Annotated in this window: 17 protein-coding genes; 11 read left to right on the top strand and 6 right to left on the bottom strand. The window is 72.1% G+C overall.

Features of this window, described 5'->3' with window-relative positions; all coding sequences use genetic code 11:
• Positions 1-42: 42 nt before the first annotated feature.
• The 4 genes from N869_RS00140 to truA all read left to right on the top strand — a co-directional run bounded on the left by N869_RS00140 (position 43) and on the right by truA (position 3,439).
• Positions 43-1,047 carry a DNA-directed RNA polymerase subunit alpha gene (locus N869_RS00140; RefSeq protein ID WP_035056106.1) on the top strand — a complete coding sequence of 335 codons (1,005 nt, stop codon included), beginning with the start codon at positions 43-45 and terminating at the stop codon, positions 1,045-1,047.
• A 61-nt stretch (positions 1,048-1,108) separates the two neighbouring features.
• Positions 1,109-1,609 (top strand): 50S ribosomal protein L17, encoded by a 501-nt coding sequence (gene rplQ, locus N869_RS00135; RefSeq protein ID WP_035056104.1) that lies wholly within the window; start codon positions 1,109-1,111, stop codon positions 1,607-1,609.
• 125 nt (positions 1,610-1,734) lie between these two features.
• On the top strand, positions 1,735-2,463 hold the full coding sequence (locus N869_RS00130) for an alpha/beta fold hydrolase (protein WP_232229523.1): 729 nt from the start codon (positions 1,735-1,737) through the stop codon (positions 2,461-2,463).
• A gap of 97 nt (positions 2,464-2,560) precedes the next feature.
• Positions 2,561-3,439: a tRNA pseudouridine(38-40) synthase TruA gene (truA, locus tag N869_RS00125; protein ID WP_052104790.1), complete on the top strand. Its 879-nt coding sequence runs from the start codon at positions 2,561-2,563 to the stop codon at positions 3,437-3,439.
• Between the two features lie 15 nt (positions 3,440-3,454).
• On the opposite strand, the gene N869_RS00120 is transcribed toward truA, so the two are convergent.
• Positions 3,455-3,877, bottom strand: a complete 423-nt coding sequence (locus tag N869_RS00120; RefSeq protein ID WP_232229522.1) for a DUF5709 domain-containing protein — start codon at positions 3,875-3,877, stop codon at positions 3,455-3,457.
• 94 nt (positions 3,878-3,971) lie between these two features.
• Positions 3,972-4,262, bottom strand: a complete 291-nt coding sequence (locus tag N869_RS00115) for a WXG100 family type VII secretion target (RefSeq protein WP_035056101.1) — start codon at positions 4,260-4,262, stop codon at positions 3,972-3,974.
• A gap of 95 nt (positions 4,263-4,357) precedes the next feature.
• On the opposite strand from N869_RS00115, the gene N869_RS16300 reads away from it, so the two are divergent.
• Positions 4,358-5,782: a hypothetical protein gene (locus tag N869_RS16300; RefSeq protein ID WP_052104788.1), complete on the top strand. Its 1,425-nt coding sequence runs from the start codon at positions 4,358-4,360 to the stop codon at positions 5,780-5,782.
• Between the two features lie 24 nt (positions 5,783-5,806).
• Here the strand turns inward: N869_RS16300 and N869_RS16295 are convergent, their stop codons facing one another.
• From N869_RS16295 to N869_RS00095, 3 genes are read right to left on the bottom strand one after another with little or no spacing between them, the layout of a single operon-like run.
• Positions 5,807-6,241 carry a hypothetical protein gene (locus N869_RS16295; protein WP_052104787.1) on the bottom strand — a complete coding sequence of 145 codons (435 nt, stop codon included), beginning with the start codon at positions 6,239-6,241 and terminating at the stop codon, positions 5,807-5,809.
• On the bottom strand, positions 6,238-7,008 hold the full coding sequence (locus tag N869_RS00100) for a WXG100 family type VII secretion target (RefSeq protein ID WP_035056098.1): 771 nt from the start codon (positions 7,006-7,008) through the stop codon (positions 6,238-6,240). The genes N869_RS16295 and N869_RS00100 overlap by 4 nt, the downstream gene beginning before the upstream one ends.
• Complete coding sequence (locus N869_RS00095; protein ID WP_035056096.1) at positions 7,005-7,958, bottom strand: hypothetical protein; 954 nt, start codon at positions 7,956-7,958, stop codon at positions 7,005-7,007. Before N869_RS00095 ends, N869_RS00100 begins: the two co-directional genes overlap by 4 nt.
• A 295-nt stretch (positions 7,959-8,253) precedes the next feature.
• Here N869_RS00095 and rplM point away from each other — a divergent pair, with 295 nt between their 5' ends.
• The 5 genes from rplM to N869_RS00070 all read left to right on the top strand — a co-directional run bounded on the left by rplM (position 8,254) and on the right by N869_RS00070 (position 12,196).
• Positions 8,254-8,697, top strand: coding sequence for a 50S ribosomal protein L13 (gene rplM, locus N869_RS00090; RefSeq protein WP_035056094.1), 444 nt, complete (start codon positions 8,254-8,256; stop codon positions 8,695-8,697).
• 47 nt (positions 8,698-8,744) lie between these two features.
• Entirely contained in the window at positions 8,745-9,233 is a 489-nt protein-coding gene (rpsI, locus tag N869_RS00085; RefSeq protein WP_035056085.1) for a 30S ribosomal protein S9, read from the top strand.
• Positions 9,234-9,399: 166 nt separating this feature from the next.
• Complete coding sequence (glmM, locus tag N869_RS00080) at positions 9,400-10,749, top strand: phosphoglucosamine mutase (RefSeq protein ID WP_035056082.1); 1,350 nt, start codon at positions 9,400-9,402, stop codon at positions 10,747-10,749.
• Positions 10,746-11,381, top strand: a complete 636-nt coding sequence (locus N869_RS00075; RefSeq protein WP_035056080.1) for a peptide deformylase — start codon at positions 10,746-10,748, stop codon at positions 11,379-11,381. Before glmM ends, N869_RS00075 begins: the two co-directional genes overlap by 4 nt.
• Positions 11,382-11,521: 140 nt before the next feature.
• Complete coding sequence (locus N869_RS00070) at positions 11,522-12,196, top strand: DedA family protein (protein WP_035056079.1); 675 nt, start codon at positions 11,522-11,524, stop codon at positions 12,194-12,196.
• Between the two features lie 12 nt (positions 12,197-12,208).
• On the opposite strand, the gene coaA is transcribed toward N869_RS00070, so the two are convergent.
• Positions 12,209-13,285 (bottom strand): type I pantothenate kinase, encoded by a 1,077-nt coding sequence (coaA, locus tag N869_RS00065; protein WP_084136285.1) that lies wholly within the window; start codon positions 13,283-13,285, stop codon positions 12,209-12,211.
• Here coaA and glmS point away from each other — a divergent pair.
• Positions 13,284-15,149, top strand: a complete 1,866-nt coding sequence (glmS, locus tag N869_RS00060) for a glutamine--fructose-6-phosphate transaminase (isomerizing) (protein WP_035056071.1) — start codon at positions 13,284-13,286, stop codon at positions 15,147-15,149. The two genes, coaA and glmS, sit on opposite strands and share 2 nt — an antisense overlap.
• Position 15,150: the final 1 nt, after the last annotated feature.

Below are 15,150 nucleotides of genomic sequence, written 5' to 3'. Positions count from 1 at the left end.
GTGAGGCGTCATATGGCGGACGCCCACTGAGAGGATCTGAACGTGCTCATCGCACAGCGACCCACCCTGACCGAAGAGGTCATCGCCGACGACCGCTCGCGTTTCGTCATCGAGCCGCTCGAGCCCGGCTTCGGCTACACCCTCGGCAACTCCCTGCGCCGCACCCTGCTCTCCTCGATCCCGGGCGCGGCCGTGACGTCGATCCGCATCGACGGTGTGCTCCACGAGTTCAGCACGGTGACCGGTGCCAAGGAGGACGTCACCGAGATCATCCTGAACATCAAGGAGCTCGTGGTCTCCTCCGAGAACGACGAGCCCGTCGTGATGTACCTGCGCAAGCAGGGCCCCGGCACCGTGAGCGCCGCTGACATCACGCCTCCGGCCGGCGTGCAGGTGCACAACCCCGACCTGCACATCGCGACCCTCAACGGCAAGGGCAAGCTCGAGATCGAGCTGACCGTCGAGCGCGGGCGCGGGTACGTCTCCGCCTCGCAGAACAAGTCGTTCGACGCCGAGATCGGTCGTATCCCGGTGGACTCGATCTACTCGCCGGTCCTCAAGGTCACCTACAAGGTCGAGGCCACCCGTGTCGAGCAGCGCACCGACTTCGACAAGCTGATCGTGGACGTGGAGACCAAGTCCGCGATCGCACCCCGGGACGCCCTCGCCTCCGCCGGCAAGACCCTCGTGGAGCTGTTCGGCCTGGCGCGCGAGCTGAACGTCGAGGCCGAGGGCATCGAGATCGGCCCCTCGCCGACCGACGCCGCACTTGCCGCCGACCTCGCGCTCCCCATCGAGGAGCTGCAGATGACCATCCGGTCCTACAACTGCCTCAAGCGAGAGGGCATCCACACGGTGGGTGAGCTCGTCGCGCGCTCGGAGGCGGACCTCCTGGACATCCGGAACTTCGGTGCGAAGTCGATCACCGAGGTCAAGGAAAAGCTCCAGGGCCTCGGCCTGTCCCTCAAGGACAGCCCGCTCGACTTCGACCCCTCGACCGCGGCGTACTACGACGAGGGCGAGTACACCGAGGACGAGCTGTCCTGACCCGCTCCGGGGCCGCTCGCGCGGACTCCGGCTGAATGTCCACCACTGAGGAGTACAGACAATGCCTACGCCCACCAAGGGTCCGCGGCTCGGGGGAGGGCCCGCCCACGAGCGGCGCATCCTCGCGAACCTCGCGACGAGCCTCTTCGAGCACCGTCGGATCACCACCACCGAGACGAAGGCCAAGCGCCTGCGGCCCCTGGCCGAGCGCATGATCACCTTCGCCAAGCGCGGCGACCTGCACGCGCGGCGCCGGGTGCTGACCGTCGTCCGCGACAAGTCGGTCGTCCACGAGCTGTTCACCGAGATCGCGCCGGCGATGGCCGAGCGGCAGGGTGGTTACACGCGGATCACCAAGGTCGGCAACCGCAAGGGTGACAACGCCCCCATGGCCGTCATCGAGCTCGTCCTGGAGCCCGTCAGCCCCAAGCAGGCGACGGTCCGCGAGGCGGAGAAGGCGACCAAGAAGGCCGCGCCTGCTGAGGAGCCGAAGGCCACGGACGACGACACCGCCGCTGAGGCAGGTGCCGACGAGGCCACCGAGGACGAGGCGAAGGCCTGACGTCCGCCGGATGACACCACGGGAGGGGCCCGGGACCGCGACGGTCCCGGGCCCCTCCCGTCATCCGTATCGCGACGGCCACCAGGGCCGGCACGCGTCTGGTCCATCGTCTGTACCGTGAACGGGTGAACGCACCCGTGGGCCAGCCCGTCGTGCTCGTCCACGGCAGCCGAACCTCGCGCACCATGTGGCGGCGCCAGGTCGCTGCGCTCGAGGCCGCGGGGCACCGGCCCCTCGCGATCGACCTGCCCGGGCACGGGAGCCGGCGGGGCGAGTCGTTCACCGTGGACCGCGCGCTGCACGTGATCGACGGCGCCGTCGACGAGCTGGGTGGCAGCGCCCTGGTCGTCGGGCTCTCACTTGGTGGCTACCTGGGCATCGGCTACGCGGGACGCCACCCCACCAAGGTGCGTGGGCTGGTGGCGGCCTCCTGCAGCACCGACCCCGACACCTGGTTGACCGACGCGTGGCTCACCGTGGCGCGGTGGATCGGGCGCCGCGGGGACTCCGGCGCAGCGCTCAACCAGAGGATGGTCGACCTGTTCCTCCAGGAGGACGCCGCCCGGGACGTCGCCGCCGGGGGGTTCGCCCTCGACGTCATGGGCGACATGCTCACCGGGATGCGCGCGACGCGCCCCCTGGACGACCTCGCCCGCATCCCGTGCCCCGTCTGGATCGTGAACGGGCGCTGGGACCACTTCCGGGCCCAGGAGCGGACCTTCGTGCGGGCGGCCCCGGATGGGCGGCTGGTGGTGATCCGTGACGCCACGCACCTGGTGAGCCTGGTCAAGCCGGTCGCCTTCACCCGGGTCGTCCTCGAGGCCGCCGACGAGGTGGGGCGCGCCGAGGCCTGAGGACGAAGCCTGGAGCGGCACCCTGAGCCCCCCCGGGCGCACCGTACGCCTGGGTGGCGTCACCTCCGGGTGCATGATCCCTGGGTACGGTGTGGCCGTGGATCGCACCCCCCCGCAGTCTCCTGACCCGGACCCGGTCCGGGTCCGCCTGGACCTGGCGTACGACGGAACCCACTTCAGCGGCTGGGCCGCCCAACCGGGCCTCCGCACCGTCCAGGGCACCCTCGAGGCTGCGCTGGGGACGGTCCTGCGCTGCGAGCCACCACGACTGACCGTCGCAGGCCGCACCGATGCCGGGGTGCACGCCCGGGGCCAGGTGGCGCACCTGGACCTCCCACCGGACACCTGGTCCGACGTGACAGGTCGCATGGGGGGGCTTGCGGGGGAGGCGCTCGTGCGGCGCCTGGCCGGCGTGCTCCCGCGTGACGTGGTGGTCCGTCGGGCCGCGCTGGCACCGGACGGGTTCGACGCCCGGTTCTCGGCGCTGGAACGCCGCTACGCCTACCGTCTGGCCGACCGGCCCCCGCTGCAGGACCCGCTGCGTCGGGCGTGGGTCGTGCGCCACCGTCTACCGCTGGACGTGGTCGCGATGGCAGACGCTGCGGGAGCGCTCGTGGGTCAGCACGACTTCGCCGCCTTCTGCAAGCAGCGCGAAGGGGCGACCACCATCAGGACCTTGCAGGTCCTGGACGTGCGGCGGGAGGCGACGGGACCGGACCAGGGCCTGGTCGTGGTGGACGTCCGCGCGGACGCCTTCTGCCACTCGATGGTCCGGGGCCTGGTCGGTGCCCTGCTGGTGGTGGGGGAGGGGCGTCGTCCCGTCACGTGGCCCGGGGAGCTGCTCGCCGGGAGGCGCCGCGGGGGCCCGGTCGCCCCCGCACTCGGCCTCACCCTCGAAGAGGTGGCGTACCCTCCCCACGAGCAGCTGGCCGCGCGCGCGCACCAGACCCGGGCCAGGCGGACCCCCGCCGTGTGACCGCGGTGCGCGGCGTCACTCCTCGACGATGTGGACGGCCGCCTCCTCGGCGGACGCCGCACCGCCGGCGATCCCCGCGTCCTCGGCGATGACGGTCTGGGCGGCGCCGCCGGTCGGGTCGGGGTCAGACGCCGTCAGTCGTCCTGCGCGGTCGGGCTCCGCGGAGGAGGTGGGGCGACCGTCGACCTCCCACACCTCGGGCTGCTCCTGAGCGAGCCGGTCGTCGAGGCTCTCGCCCTCGCGGTCCTCCGCCGCCGTCTCGTGGCGGAAGGGGTTCGGCGGGCGGTCGGGTGGGGAGTACCCCTCGTCGAGGATCTCCTTGACACCGCGGTCCAGGAGCGTGTCCTCCTGGGGGAGCTGGTCCGAGTCGCCCTCGGCGACCATCTCCGGGTCCGGTGACGTGGACGAGGTGTGGCCCTCGGGCATCGGGTTGCTCATGTCCTCACGGTGGCACCGGATCCGCACCGACGCATCCGCACCGACGCATCCGCACGGCACGGCGTCCGTGGTCACCGCCGCGCCGCGGGTCCGGTCACTGCCAGGCGGCGGCCACCTCGGCGTCGGTGGTGGTGAAGGTCTCACGGCTGGACCAGACGGCGTGGTTGAGCCGGGCGAGGACCGAGGTCATCTCGAGCAGGTGCGTCGCATAGGCCGACATCGCGTAGTGGTAGGCCTGGGACGCGTCGCCGGTCCAGTCGTGCTGCAAGGGCGCCAGGCGGTGCCGGAGCACGTCGATCTCACCGGTGACGGCCTCGTGCGCCCGGGCGAGGTCCGCCGAGACGCTGCGGAGGTGGTCGGCGTCCACTCGGATCGTCTCGGTCATGGGAGTCCTTCCGTCGGGTCCGCGCACAAGATTAGGGCAGGTCCGCAGGCTGTTGACGGACGTCAACAGGTCCCTCAGCCCGCTAACCTGCCGCGGTGGTCGTGATCCGGTGGCTCCGTCTCGTCGTCGTCGCACCCGTGCTGGCGGTGCTCCTCACGGTGGCCACCACCGGGCTCATGCTCCCGGTCCTGGCGATGGCGCTGAACCAGCACGTCTTCATGGGGTTCCTCATCGGCTGGGTGCCGATCGCGTGGCTGTGCGCCTCGGTGATGGCGGTGCGACGCCTGACGCTGCTCAGCAACCGGGGTGCCGCGGTGCCTCACGACGACCAGGTCCGGGCGGTCGCGGCGGCCTGCCGGGCTGCCGGGGTGCCCGTCCCGACCTGCTTCGTGGTGCAGAGGGGGCCCGACCGGCCGGTGACGCTCCGTGGTCTGCGCCGGTTGCACGTCCTGGCCCGGGCCGAGGTGTACGCCCGCCCGGACCTGGTGGCCGAGGCGGTGCGCCAGGACCTGCGCTCGGGGGACGCGTGGCTCCTGCCGCTGTTCTCCACGATCTGCTCGGCGTTCCACGACTGGTCCGCTGCTCTACGTCGGTCGCGGACGTGGTTGCTCGGCGTCACCTCGATGGAGGTGTGGCTGTTCTACTGGGTCCCCTGGGCCCTCGCGCTGCCGGTGCTGCTGCCGGGCTGGGCCGTGGCGTGGGTGACGGTGCACGTGGCGAAGCTGCTCGTGCCCCGTCGGTTCGTCCGGGACCTGCTGCTGGTGTTCGGGACGAATGAGGACGTCAGGCCCTTGATGATCGAGCAGCCGCGCTTCGGGTACCGGCTCGGCCTACCGGTCCGGGTCCCGATGACGTCGGACCTCGTGCCGCGGGAGGAGTGCGGCCCGCCCCGGCTGCGTACCCGGTGGAACACCCCGACCGCGCTGGGCTCGGGGTTCCGGTGGTCGATGCTGTTCTCCGCGATGACGCTGATAACGAACATGCTGCTGGTGACCGGTGCGTCGTACGCCGGGGTCGGCATGTTCCCGGCCCAGCGCGTCGTCTGGCCGCACGAGGAGCGGGTCACCATCACGGTGGAACAGGTCCAGGTCGACGACCAGTCCCAGAACTCCGTCATGGGCAGGGCGGGGTACGACATCGGGAGCACGTACTGGCCCCGGGGTGTTGCCGACGACGGTCGCCGCGCCGTGCTCGCCTACGGGTCGACGCCGGTGCATCCCGGCGACGTGGTGGTCGCTGCCGCGGACAGGGAACGTCTGGCCGAGGGCAACGTGGTGTTCGCGCGGTCGCTGACGCAGGACCAGCTCCTGGACATCCTGGTGACGTCGTTGATCGTGCTCGGGTTCGCGCTGGGTGTCTCGCGCATCCTGCGGGGTCTGTTCAACCTGGAGGTGATCGACGGCTCCGCCCGGCTGTCCCCGGTCCGGGAGATCGCTGTGCGCGAGTACGACCAGAAGGTGGCCATCGGTGCGCGTGTGAGGGGACGGCGCCCCAAGCAGGCGAGCTTCCGCGTGACCTGAGGCGGGCGCGCCCGACCGTCAGCCTCAGGGTGTCTGGTCGGGCCGGGGCCGGGTCGTGAGGCGCTCGAGCGTGGCACGCATCTGCTCGACGGTGCGTTCGAGCTCGGCGAGCTGCTCGGTGTGGCTGCGACTCGGGTCGGTGCGCAGCTGGACGCTGGTCTCGACCAACCGGTGCGCGGCCCGGTCCATGAGGGCCGCGGCCTCGGGGGAGGCGTCCCGACCGTCGAGCACAGCCGCCAGGGTCGTCTGCCCGGAGTCGATGCGCCGCTGCACGACCTGCCAGTCGGGCCCCAGGTCGCCGTTGCGCGCGGCGCGCTCGCGGGCGCGGTCGGTCTCGGCCTGCTCGCGGGCGAACGCCTGACGGTCCCGCTGGGTCTCCGCCGTCACCCGCCGGGCGTCGGCGGTGGCGGACCGGATGTCGGCGAGCAGGGAGGCGATCTCCGGGTCGCGTGCGGTCATGGTGAGACTCCGAACGACTGGGCGACAGCGCCGTCGGCCATGGTGACCGTTCGGATGTTACCGCCCGCGGCGCCGATGTTCGCCGTGGTGCTCAGGAGCCGGGCGAGGCGTTCGAGGATGGCGGCGATCCGCACCACGGTCGTGATCACGTGCCGGTAGCGCTCGACCGCGCTCAGGAGCGTCTGCAGGACCTGGTAGGCCCGCTGCAGCCGGAAGATGAGGATGCCGCTCGAGACGGCGCCGTCGACGGTGCCCGTCACCCAGCCGGCGACGGGGATGGCTGCCTGGATCGCGATCCGGGTGAGGGCGTCGCCGATGAAGCCCAGGATCGAGGCGATCGTCTCGGCGGTGGCCTGGCACAGCTCGAACAGGGCCTCGGTCACCTCGGCCATCACCCGGCAGCCGTCGCCGTACTCGTGGAAGTCCTCGGCGAGCATGCGGGCGCGGGCGCTGAACGCCTCGGCGCCGGGCCCGGTCCAGGTGCCGGTGACCTGGTCGCCGGCGGCACCGAGGTTCGTCGCGATCCCGTCCACGGCGACAGCTGTCCGGGACCAGGCCTCGGCGCCGGCGGCGAGTCGCGACCAGTCCCCGGCGAGCGGCTTGACGAAGTTCTCCAGGGCGGACGTGCCCGTGAGCTCGACCAGCAGCCAGTCGAGACCACCCAGGAGCAAACCGGCGCTCGACTGCAGCTCGCGGACCATGTCGACCGGCGGCGCGCTGGGCGCGGCGAGGACGGTCCGGGGGTCGACGGTTTCGGTGACGGTCATCGGTTCTGGGCCCAATCGCTGGAGCGGGTGTTGGCCGGGCCGCGTGCCTGGTCCGCGACGGCCTCGGCGCGGGCGTGGGCCGCACCGGCGTCCTGCACGGAGCCGACCGCGTCGGTCACGGCGCGTCCGGCGGAGACGACGCGGTCCACGTCCCGGGCGACCTCCCAGATCTGCGCCCCGGCACCGTCGGTGACCCAGGGCGAGGGAGCGGTGTGCGCGCCCTCGTCGCGGAGCGCCGAGTAGCCGGCCTCGTAGCCCTCCAGGTACCGGCCCTGCTGGATCGTCGTGAAGCGCTCCCGGAGCGTGGAGGTGTCGTGGGGGATGCCGAAGCGGTTGTCGAGGGCCTCCCAGGCGCGGTCCTCCGCGAGGCCGAGGAGGTGCTCGCGGGGGCTGAGATACTTCTGCGTCCAGGCGTCGACCGCGTCGACGCGGCTGTGCACGGGGTGCTGCGCGCGGTACAGGCGGTCGGACGGGCTCATGACCTCGGGAACGACCGAGTTTCCGAGCTCCTTGGTGACGCCCCACACCGGTGCGTCACCATTGCCGCCGGCGGACCCGTCGCCCGTGGCGAACGCCCCGGCCGAACGGGCCGGTCCGAGGACGGGGTCGACCGGCGCGGTCCAGCCGGGTGGCTCGCCGAGCGTGTCGCCCACCGCGGCCACGACGGCGTCGTGCGCGAACCTGTCGGCCGCGCGGTAGCCGTCCCGGGACTCGGTGGCGCGCTGCTCGGTCGCCCGGCAGACCTGGTGGGCCTCACGCAGACCCCGCAGCAGGGTGGTCCGGGCCTCGTCGTACTGGTTGCCGAGCACCTGCATCACCAGGCCCCCGGTGCCGTCGAGGCAGGTGGCGCCCTCCACGTAGGCCGTGACCGCGTCGACGTGGTCGGCCTGACGTCGGGCCAGCTGGGCGAGAAGGTCCAGCGTGCCGGGTTCGACGTGGAACCTGCTCATGGGGCCTCCTGCAGGGCTGGTGGGCGTGCACGTTGACGCGACCTTATCGACGGCCCCGGGTGTGACCGGGACGATCCACAACGGGGCCTCGGCGCGGTTTTGACCCGTGCGGGTGCGTCCAGGTACTCTGCATAGTCGTTGTGCGTCCCAGCAGGTCGGGTGCTCCCACTCGCCGCGACCGGTGGACGGCGCCGACGCCCGACCTCATCAGAGCCACGGGTGCTGACGAGCGCGTTGCGCCGCCGGTTCCGAGCCCTGGTGCCACATTCAGCTACATGAAACGAAGGCTACGACCGTGCGCACGTACACCCCGAAGCCCGGCGACGTCGAGCGGACCTGGCACGTCATCGACGCGACCGACGTCGTCCTGGGCCGGCTCGCCTCGCAGGTCGCCACGCTGCTGCGCGGCAAGCACAAGGCGACCTTCGCCCCCCACGTCGATGCTGGTGACTTCGTCATCGTCATCAACGCGGACAAGGTCGCGCTGACCGGCAACAAGCGCGAGCAGAAGCTGGCGTACCGCCACTCCGGCTACCCGGGCGGCCTGCGTGCGGTGCCGTACTCCGAGCTGCTGGCCAAGAAGCCGGAGCGGGCCGTGGAGAAGGCCGTGCGCGGCATGCTGCCGAAGACCTCCCTCGGGCGGGCCCAGATCGGCAAGCTCAAGGTCTACGCCGGGTCTGAGCACCCGCACGCGGCGCAGAAGCCGCAGCCCTTCGAGATCACCCAGGTCGCTCAGTAGGCCCCGGCCCGCTGTCACCACCCGAACAGGACGCGAGGACATTACCCGTGGCTGACACCACCGCCGAGATCGACGTCGAGGGCGACGACACGCCCACGAGCTACACCTCCGAGACCGCTGCCCCGACCGGGCGTGGCCAGAGCCTCACCGCCCCCGGCCAGGCCCTGGGCCGCCGCAAGGAGGCGGTGGCCCGGGTGCGCCTGGTGCCGGGCACGGGGCAGTGGAAGATCAACGGGCGCGAGCTCGAGGAGTACTTCCCGAACAAGGTCCACCAGCAGCTGGTCAACAGCCCGCTGAAGCTCGTCGACGTCGAGGGCCGCTTCGACGTCATCGCGCGCATCCACGGCGGTGGGGTGTCCGGTCAGGCCGGCGCCCTGCGTCTGGGCATCGCCCGTGCGCTCAACGAGATCGACGCCGAGCACAACCGGCCGTCGCTGAAGCGCTCGGGCTTCCTCTCGCGTGACCCGCGCGTGGTGGAGCGCAAGAAGGCCGGCCTCAAGAAGGCCCGCAAGGCGCCTCAGTACTCCAAGCGCTGACCTGGTCCTGACCGACGGCCCCGATGGACACCATCGGGGCCGTCGGTCGTCCTGCGTCCGCCGCGGACGGCGGGACGCGCTGACGGTGAACCGGTGCAGGGCCCGGCGTGGTGACCACACGCGCCGAGCCGGTGTGGGACAGTCGTGGTGACGAGGAGGTCGAGGCATGGGGCGCTTGTTCGGTACCGACGGTGTGCGGGGTCTGGCCAACAAGGACGTGACCGCGGAGCTGGCGTTGGACGTGTCCGTCGCCGCCGCGCACGTGCTGGGCACGGCGGGGGAGTTCGAGGGGCACCGGCCCCGCGCGGTCATCGGCCGTGACCCACGGGCCTCCGGTGAGTTCCTGTCCGCGGCCGTGGCTGCGGGCCTGGCGAGCGCGGGCGTCGACGTCGTCGACGTGGGTGTGCTGCCCACCCCCGGGGTCGCGCACCTCACGGCCACCCTCGGTGTGGACCTCGGGGTGATGCTGTCCGCGTCCCACAACCCCATGCCGGACAACGGGATCAAGTTCTTCGCCAAGGGTGGGCGCAAGCTCCCCGACGAGGTCGAGGACGCGATCGAGAAGCGCATGCGCGAGGAGTGGGACCGTCCCGTCGGTACGGCGGTCGGGCGGATCACCCAGGACGTCGGGGCAGCCGGCGAGCGGTACGTGGATCACCTGGTGGCGACCATCCCCGCGGGCCTCGAGGGCATGCGGATCGTCGCCGACTGCGCCAACGGCGCCGCGAGCGAGGTCGCCCCGGCGGCACTGCGGGCCGCCGGCGCCGACGTCGTGGTCATCAACGCCTCGCCCGACGGGCGCAACATCAACGAGCAGTGCGGGTCCACGCACCCGGAGCAGCTGCAGGCCTCCGTGGTCGCCGCGCACGCCGACCTCGGTGTCGCGCTCGACGGGGACGCCGACCGCTGCCTGGCGGTCGACGCCCACGGGGAGCTGGTCGACGGGGACCAGATCATGGGGATCCTGGCCGTGGCGCTGCGCGACCGGGGGGACCTGGCCCATGACACCCTCGTCACCACCGTCATGAGCAACCTGGGTCTGCGCCTGGCGATGGACGCCGCGGGAATCCGGACCGTGCAGACCGCGGTCGGCGACCGGTACGTCCTGGAGAAGATGCGCGCCGAGGGCTTCAGCCTGGGCGGGGAGCAGTCCGGGCACCTCATCCTCGCCGAGCACTCCACGACCGGTGACGGGACCCTCACGGCGTTGCAGCTGGCGTCCCAGGTCGCGGCGACGGGCCGGAGCCTGCGTGAGCTCGCGGCGTCGATCACCCGGCTGCCGCAGGTCCTGGTGAACGTCCGCGGGGTGGACCGGGCGCGGGCCCGCACCGACGAGGGCCTCCTTGCCGCGGTCGCGGCCGTCGAGGCCGACCTCAAGGGGCACGGGCGGGTCCTGCTGCGCCCCTCCGGCACCGAGCCGGTCGTCCGGGTCATGGTCGAGGCACCCGAGCAGGGCCAGGCCCAGCGCATCGCCGACGACCTCGCGGGGGTCGTGCGCGACCGACTCGCCCTGTGACGACGTCCCGGGCTGCTCTGCGCTCACAGGTCGCCGAGCTCCTGGACCGTGAGGGCCCGTTGCCGATCGTGCAGGTCGGGGACCCGGTGCTGCGCCACCCGGCCGTCCCGTACGACGGCCAGCTCGACGACGACCAGCTCCGGGCCCTGATCGAGGCCATGCGCGTGACGATGCACGCCGCGCCCGGCGTGGGGCTGGCGGCACCCCAGGTCGGGCTCGGCCTGGCACTCGCCGTGGTCGAGGACGCCTGGCCCGTGGACCCGGAGGTCGCGGTGGCGCGGGAGCGGACGCCCGTGGCGTTCCGCGCGCTGGTCAACCCGCGTTACCTGCCCGTGGGGGACGAGCGTGCCTTCTTCTACGAAGGCTGTCTGAGCGTGACGGGCTGGCAGGCGGTCACACCCAGGTGGCGGTCGGTGCACGTGACGGCCCAGGACGAGGTCGGTGCGGTCACCGAGGAGGTGCTGCACGGGTGGCCGGCGCGCATCGTCCAGCACGAGACCGACCACCTCAACGGCAGGCTCTACGTCGACCTCGCCGAGATGCGCTCGCTCGTCGCGGGTGAGCACGCCCTGCGGTGGGCGGACGCCACACCGCACCGGGCCGCCACGGAGCTCGGCTTCACCCTTCCATGACCGGTCCCAGGGGTACGTGGGTGACTTCCCCCATTCCTGCGGGGCGTCCGGGGACGTACCGTGGGCCCAGGGCCTGGGACCGTGACCACCACGGACGAGGGTGCCGTGGTCGACGGGTCCGGACGGGGAGCTGAGGGGTCGTGGTCGAGGAGTGGGTCATCACCCTGGCGGGTTCACCGTGGGTGTTCGTCGCGCTGTACGCGTTCGCCGTGATCGACGGGATCTTCCCGCCGGTGCCCAGCGAGTCGGTGGTCATCGCACTGGCGGCGCTCTCGGTGGCCGGCGGCGAGCCGAACCTGTGGCTCCTGGTCGCCGTGGCTGCCCTCGGCGCGTTCACAGGTGATCAGATCGCCTACCAGACGGGCAGGCACATCCCTGTCCGCAGGCTCCGGGTCATGTCCTCGCGCAGGGCGCAGCGCACCCTGGACTGGGCCGAGCGGGCACTGACCCAGCGGGGGGCCGCGCTGATCCTCGGGGCCCGCTACATCCCTGTGGGCCGGGTGGCGGTCAACCTCACCGCAGGCACGGTCGCCTACCCCCGACGTCGGTTCGTGGGACTCGCCGGGCTCGCCGCGGTGACCTGGGCCGGTTACTCCACCCTGCTCGGGGTCGGAGCGGGCGTGTGGTTGAAGGAGCATCCCCTGGTCGCGGTCGGCGTCGGTGTGGCCGGTGGCATCACGATCGGGCTGGTGGTCGACGCGGTCCTGCGCCGGGTGCTGGAGCGCCGCCGGGCGGCCGCGCCCGCGGGTGCCGTTGCGGGGGGACAGGTCCCGCACCAGGGCGCCCCGGTTCCCGAGCGCCAGCAGGTGCCCTGACGGCGCCGGTCCTCAGAGCTTGCGCAGCCGCACGCGTTCGACGGCGTGGTCGTGGCCCTTGCGCAGCACCAGGGTCGCCCGCCCGCGCGTGGGCAGGATGTTCTGCTCCAGGTTGGGGGCGTTGATCGAGTCCCAGATCTGCTCGGCTCGCTCGACGGCCGCACGGTCGTCGAGCGAGGCGTACCGGTGGAAGTAGGAGTCCGGGTCGGCGAACGCCGAGCTGCGCAACGACAGGAACCGGTCGACGTACCACTGGCGCACGTCCCCGGTCCGGGCGTCGACGTAGATGGAGAAGTCGAAGAAGTCGCTGACGGCCAGGCTCGTGCCGCCGCCGCCGCCGTCGCCGCCTGCTCCTGGCGGACGGGCGGGCTGGAGCACGTTGAGGCCTTCGACGATGAGCACGTCGGGGCTGCGCACCACGACGTGCTCCCCGGGGACGATGTCGTACGTCAGGTGCGAGTAGACCGGGGCCCGCACCTCTGGCCTGCCCGCCTTGACCGCGGCGAGGAAACGTAGGAGCGCGCGCCGGTCGTAGGACTCGGGGAAGCCCTTGCGGTCCATGATCCCCCGCCTGGCCAGCTCGGCGTTGGGCCGCAGGAACCCGTCGGTGGTGACCAGCTCGACGTGAGGGGTCTCGGGCCAGCGGGCGAGCAGCTCGCGCAGGATCCGGGCCGTCGTGGACTTGCCGACGGCGACCGAGCCGGCGACCCCGATGACGTACGGGGTCCGGGCGGCCGCCTCCCGCAGGAACGTCGAGGAGGCCGCGTGCAGGGCTCCGGTGGCGGTGACGTAGAGGTTCAGCAGGCGGGACAGGGGCCGGTAGACGGCGTCGACCTCGGCGAGGTCGATCGGGTCGCCCAGCCCCCGCAGCCGTGCCACGTCGGTGCTCGTCAGCGGGAGCGGCGTGGAGGCCGAGAGCCGGCTCCACGCCTCGCGGTCGAGGTCGACGTAGGGCGTCGCGGGAGCCAGGTCGGTGGGGGCCACGGGCACAGTCTGCCGGTGCCGGGGCGGTGTGGGCGACAGCGGGGGCGTGCGGCAGGTGTGGTGAGGGCGCGGCGCGGTCGCGCGGGACACTAGAGTACGCGCCATGTGTGGAATCGTGGGGTACGTCGGTGACCGGCCGGCCGGGGGCCGACCGCTCGAGGTCGCGATGGGTGGGCTGGCTCGTCTGGAGTACCGGGGGTACGACTCGGCGGGCGTGGCGGTGATCACCGGCAACGGTGACGGCCTGGCCACGGCCAAGAAGGCCGGGAAGCTCAAGAACCTCGCGGCGCTGCTCGAGGCCGACCCGCTGCCGGCGGGCACGGCATCCATCGGGCACACCCGGTGGGCGACCCACGGGGCCCCGAACGACGTCAACGCCCACCCGCACCTGAGCGAGGACGGCGCGCTGGCGGTCATCCACAACGGGATCGTGGAGAACTTCGCGAGCCTGCGTGAGGAGCTCGTGGGGGCGGGGGTCGCCCTCACCTCCGAGACCGACACGGAGGTCGTGGCCCACCTCGTCTCACGGGCCTACGACGACGGCAAGGACCTCACCGACGCGGTGCGGACCGTCGCGCTGCGTCTGCGCGGCACGTTCACGATCCTCGCCGTGCACGCGGACTCCCCGCGCACCGTGGTCGGGGCACGCCACGACTCGCCCCTGGTCGTGGGGCTGGGTGAGGGCGAGAACTTCCTGGGGTCGGACGTCGCCGCGTTCATCGCCCACACCAAGGAGGCCATGGAGCTCGGCCAGGACCAGGTCGTGACGATCACCCCGACGTCGGTGGACGTGGTGGACTTCGCCGGCAACCCGGTCGAGGCCAAGCGGTACACGGTGACCTGGGACGCGGCCGCCGCCGAGAAGGGCGGCTTCGCGACGTTCATGGACAAGGAGATCCACGACCAGCCCAAGGCCGTGGCGGACACGCTCCTGGGCCGTACGGATGACGCCGGCCGGTTGCGGCTCGACGAGGTGCACGTGGACGAGGCCGTGCTGCGTCAGGTCGACAAGATCATCGTGGTGGCGTGCGGGACGGCTGCGTACGCCGGCCAGGTCGCCCGGTACGCGATCGAGCACTGGTGCCGCATCCCGGTGGAGGTCGAGCTCGCGCACGAGTTCCGCTACCGGGACCCGATCGTGGACGCTCGCACGCTGGTGGTCGCGGTGTCCCAGTCGGGTGAGACGATGGACACCCTGATGGCGGTGCGTCACGCGAAGGAGCAGGGCGCGACCGTCCTGGCGATAGTGAACACCCACGGCTCCACGATCCCCCGTGAGGCCGACGCGGTGCTGTACACGCACGCAGGCCCGGAGATCGCGGTCGCGTCCACCAAGGCTTTCCTCGCCCAGATCACTGCCGCGTACCTGCTGGGCCTGTACCTGGCCCAGCTGCGCGGCACCAAGTTCACCGACGAGATCACCGACGTCCTGGACGACCTCCGCGGCATCCCGGAGAAGATCCAGCGGGTCATCGACGGCGCCGGACGCGTCCGCGAGATCGCCGGTTGGATGGCCGACACGTCCTCCGTGTTGTTCCTGGGTCGGCACGTGGGGTACCCGGTGGCGATGGAGGGTGCCCTCAAGCTCAAGGAGCTGGCGTACATCCACGCCGAGGGCTTCGCGGCCGGTGAGCTCAAGCACGGTCCGATCGCCCTGATCGAGCCTGGCCAGCCCGTCTTCATCATCGTGCCGAGCCCGCGTGGCCGGGACTCCCTGCACAGCAAGGTGATCTCCAACATCCAGGAGATCCGCGCGCGGGGCGCACGCACCCTGGTCATCGCGGAGGAGGGCGACGACGACGTGCTGCCGTTCGCGGACGAGGTGTTCCGCGTCCCGCAGACCCCGGTGCTGCTCGCACCCCTGGTGTCGGTGGTCCCGCTGCAGATCTTCGCGTGCGAGCTGGCCACGGCTCGTGGCCTGGACGTGGACCAGCCCCGCAACCTGGCGAAGTCCGTCACGGTCGAGTGAG

It is taken from the genome of Cellulomonas bogoriensis 69B4 = DSM 16987, assembly GCF_000767165.1.
In the GTDB taxonomy this organism is placed as follows: Bacteria; Actinomycetota; Actinomycetes; order Actinomycetales; family Cellulomonadaceae; genus Actinotalea; species Actinotalea bogoriensis.
The sequence above is the reverse complement of the archived record's forward strand: the minus strand, read 5'-3'. Positions and strand labels throughout refer to the sequence as shown.

Coding starts and splice junctions, on each gene's coding strand:
- N869_RS16295 (WP_052104787.1), bottom strand. CDS start 6,241: ATGACCGCACGCGACCCGGAGATCGCCTCCCTGCTCGCCGACATCCGG.
- glmS (WP_035056071.1), top strand. CDS start 13,284: ATGTGTGGAATCGTGGGGTACGTCGGTGACCGGCCGGCCGGGGGCCGA.
- N869_RS00115 (WP_035056101.1), bottom strand. CDS start 4,262: ATGACCGAGACGATCCGAGTGGACGCCGACCACCTCCGCAGCGTCTCG.
- glmM (WP_035056082.1), top strand. CDS start 9,400: ATGGGGCGCTTGTTCGGTACCGACGGTGTGCGGGGTCTGGCCAACAAG.
- rplQ (WP_035056104.1), top strand. CDS start 1,109: ATGCCTACGCCCACCAAGGGTCCGCGGCTCGGGGGAGGGCCCGCCCAC.
- coaA (WP_084136285.1), bottom strand. CDS start 13,285: ATGGCGCGTACTCTAGTGTCCCGCGCGACCGCGCCGCGCCCTCACCAC.
- N869_RS00100 (WP_035056098.1), bottom strand. CDS start 7,008: ATGACCGTCACCGAAACCGTCGACCCCCGGACCGTCCTCGCCGCGCCC.
- N869_RS00120 (WP_232229522.1), bottom strand. CDS start 3,877: ATGAGCAACCCGATGCCCGAGGGCCACACCTCGTCCACGTCACCGGAC.
- N869_RS00095 (WP_035056096.1), bottom strand. CDS start 7,958: ATGAGCAGGTTCCACGTCGAACCCGGCACGCTGGACCTTCTCGCCCAG.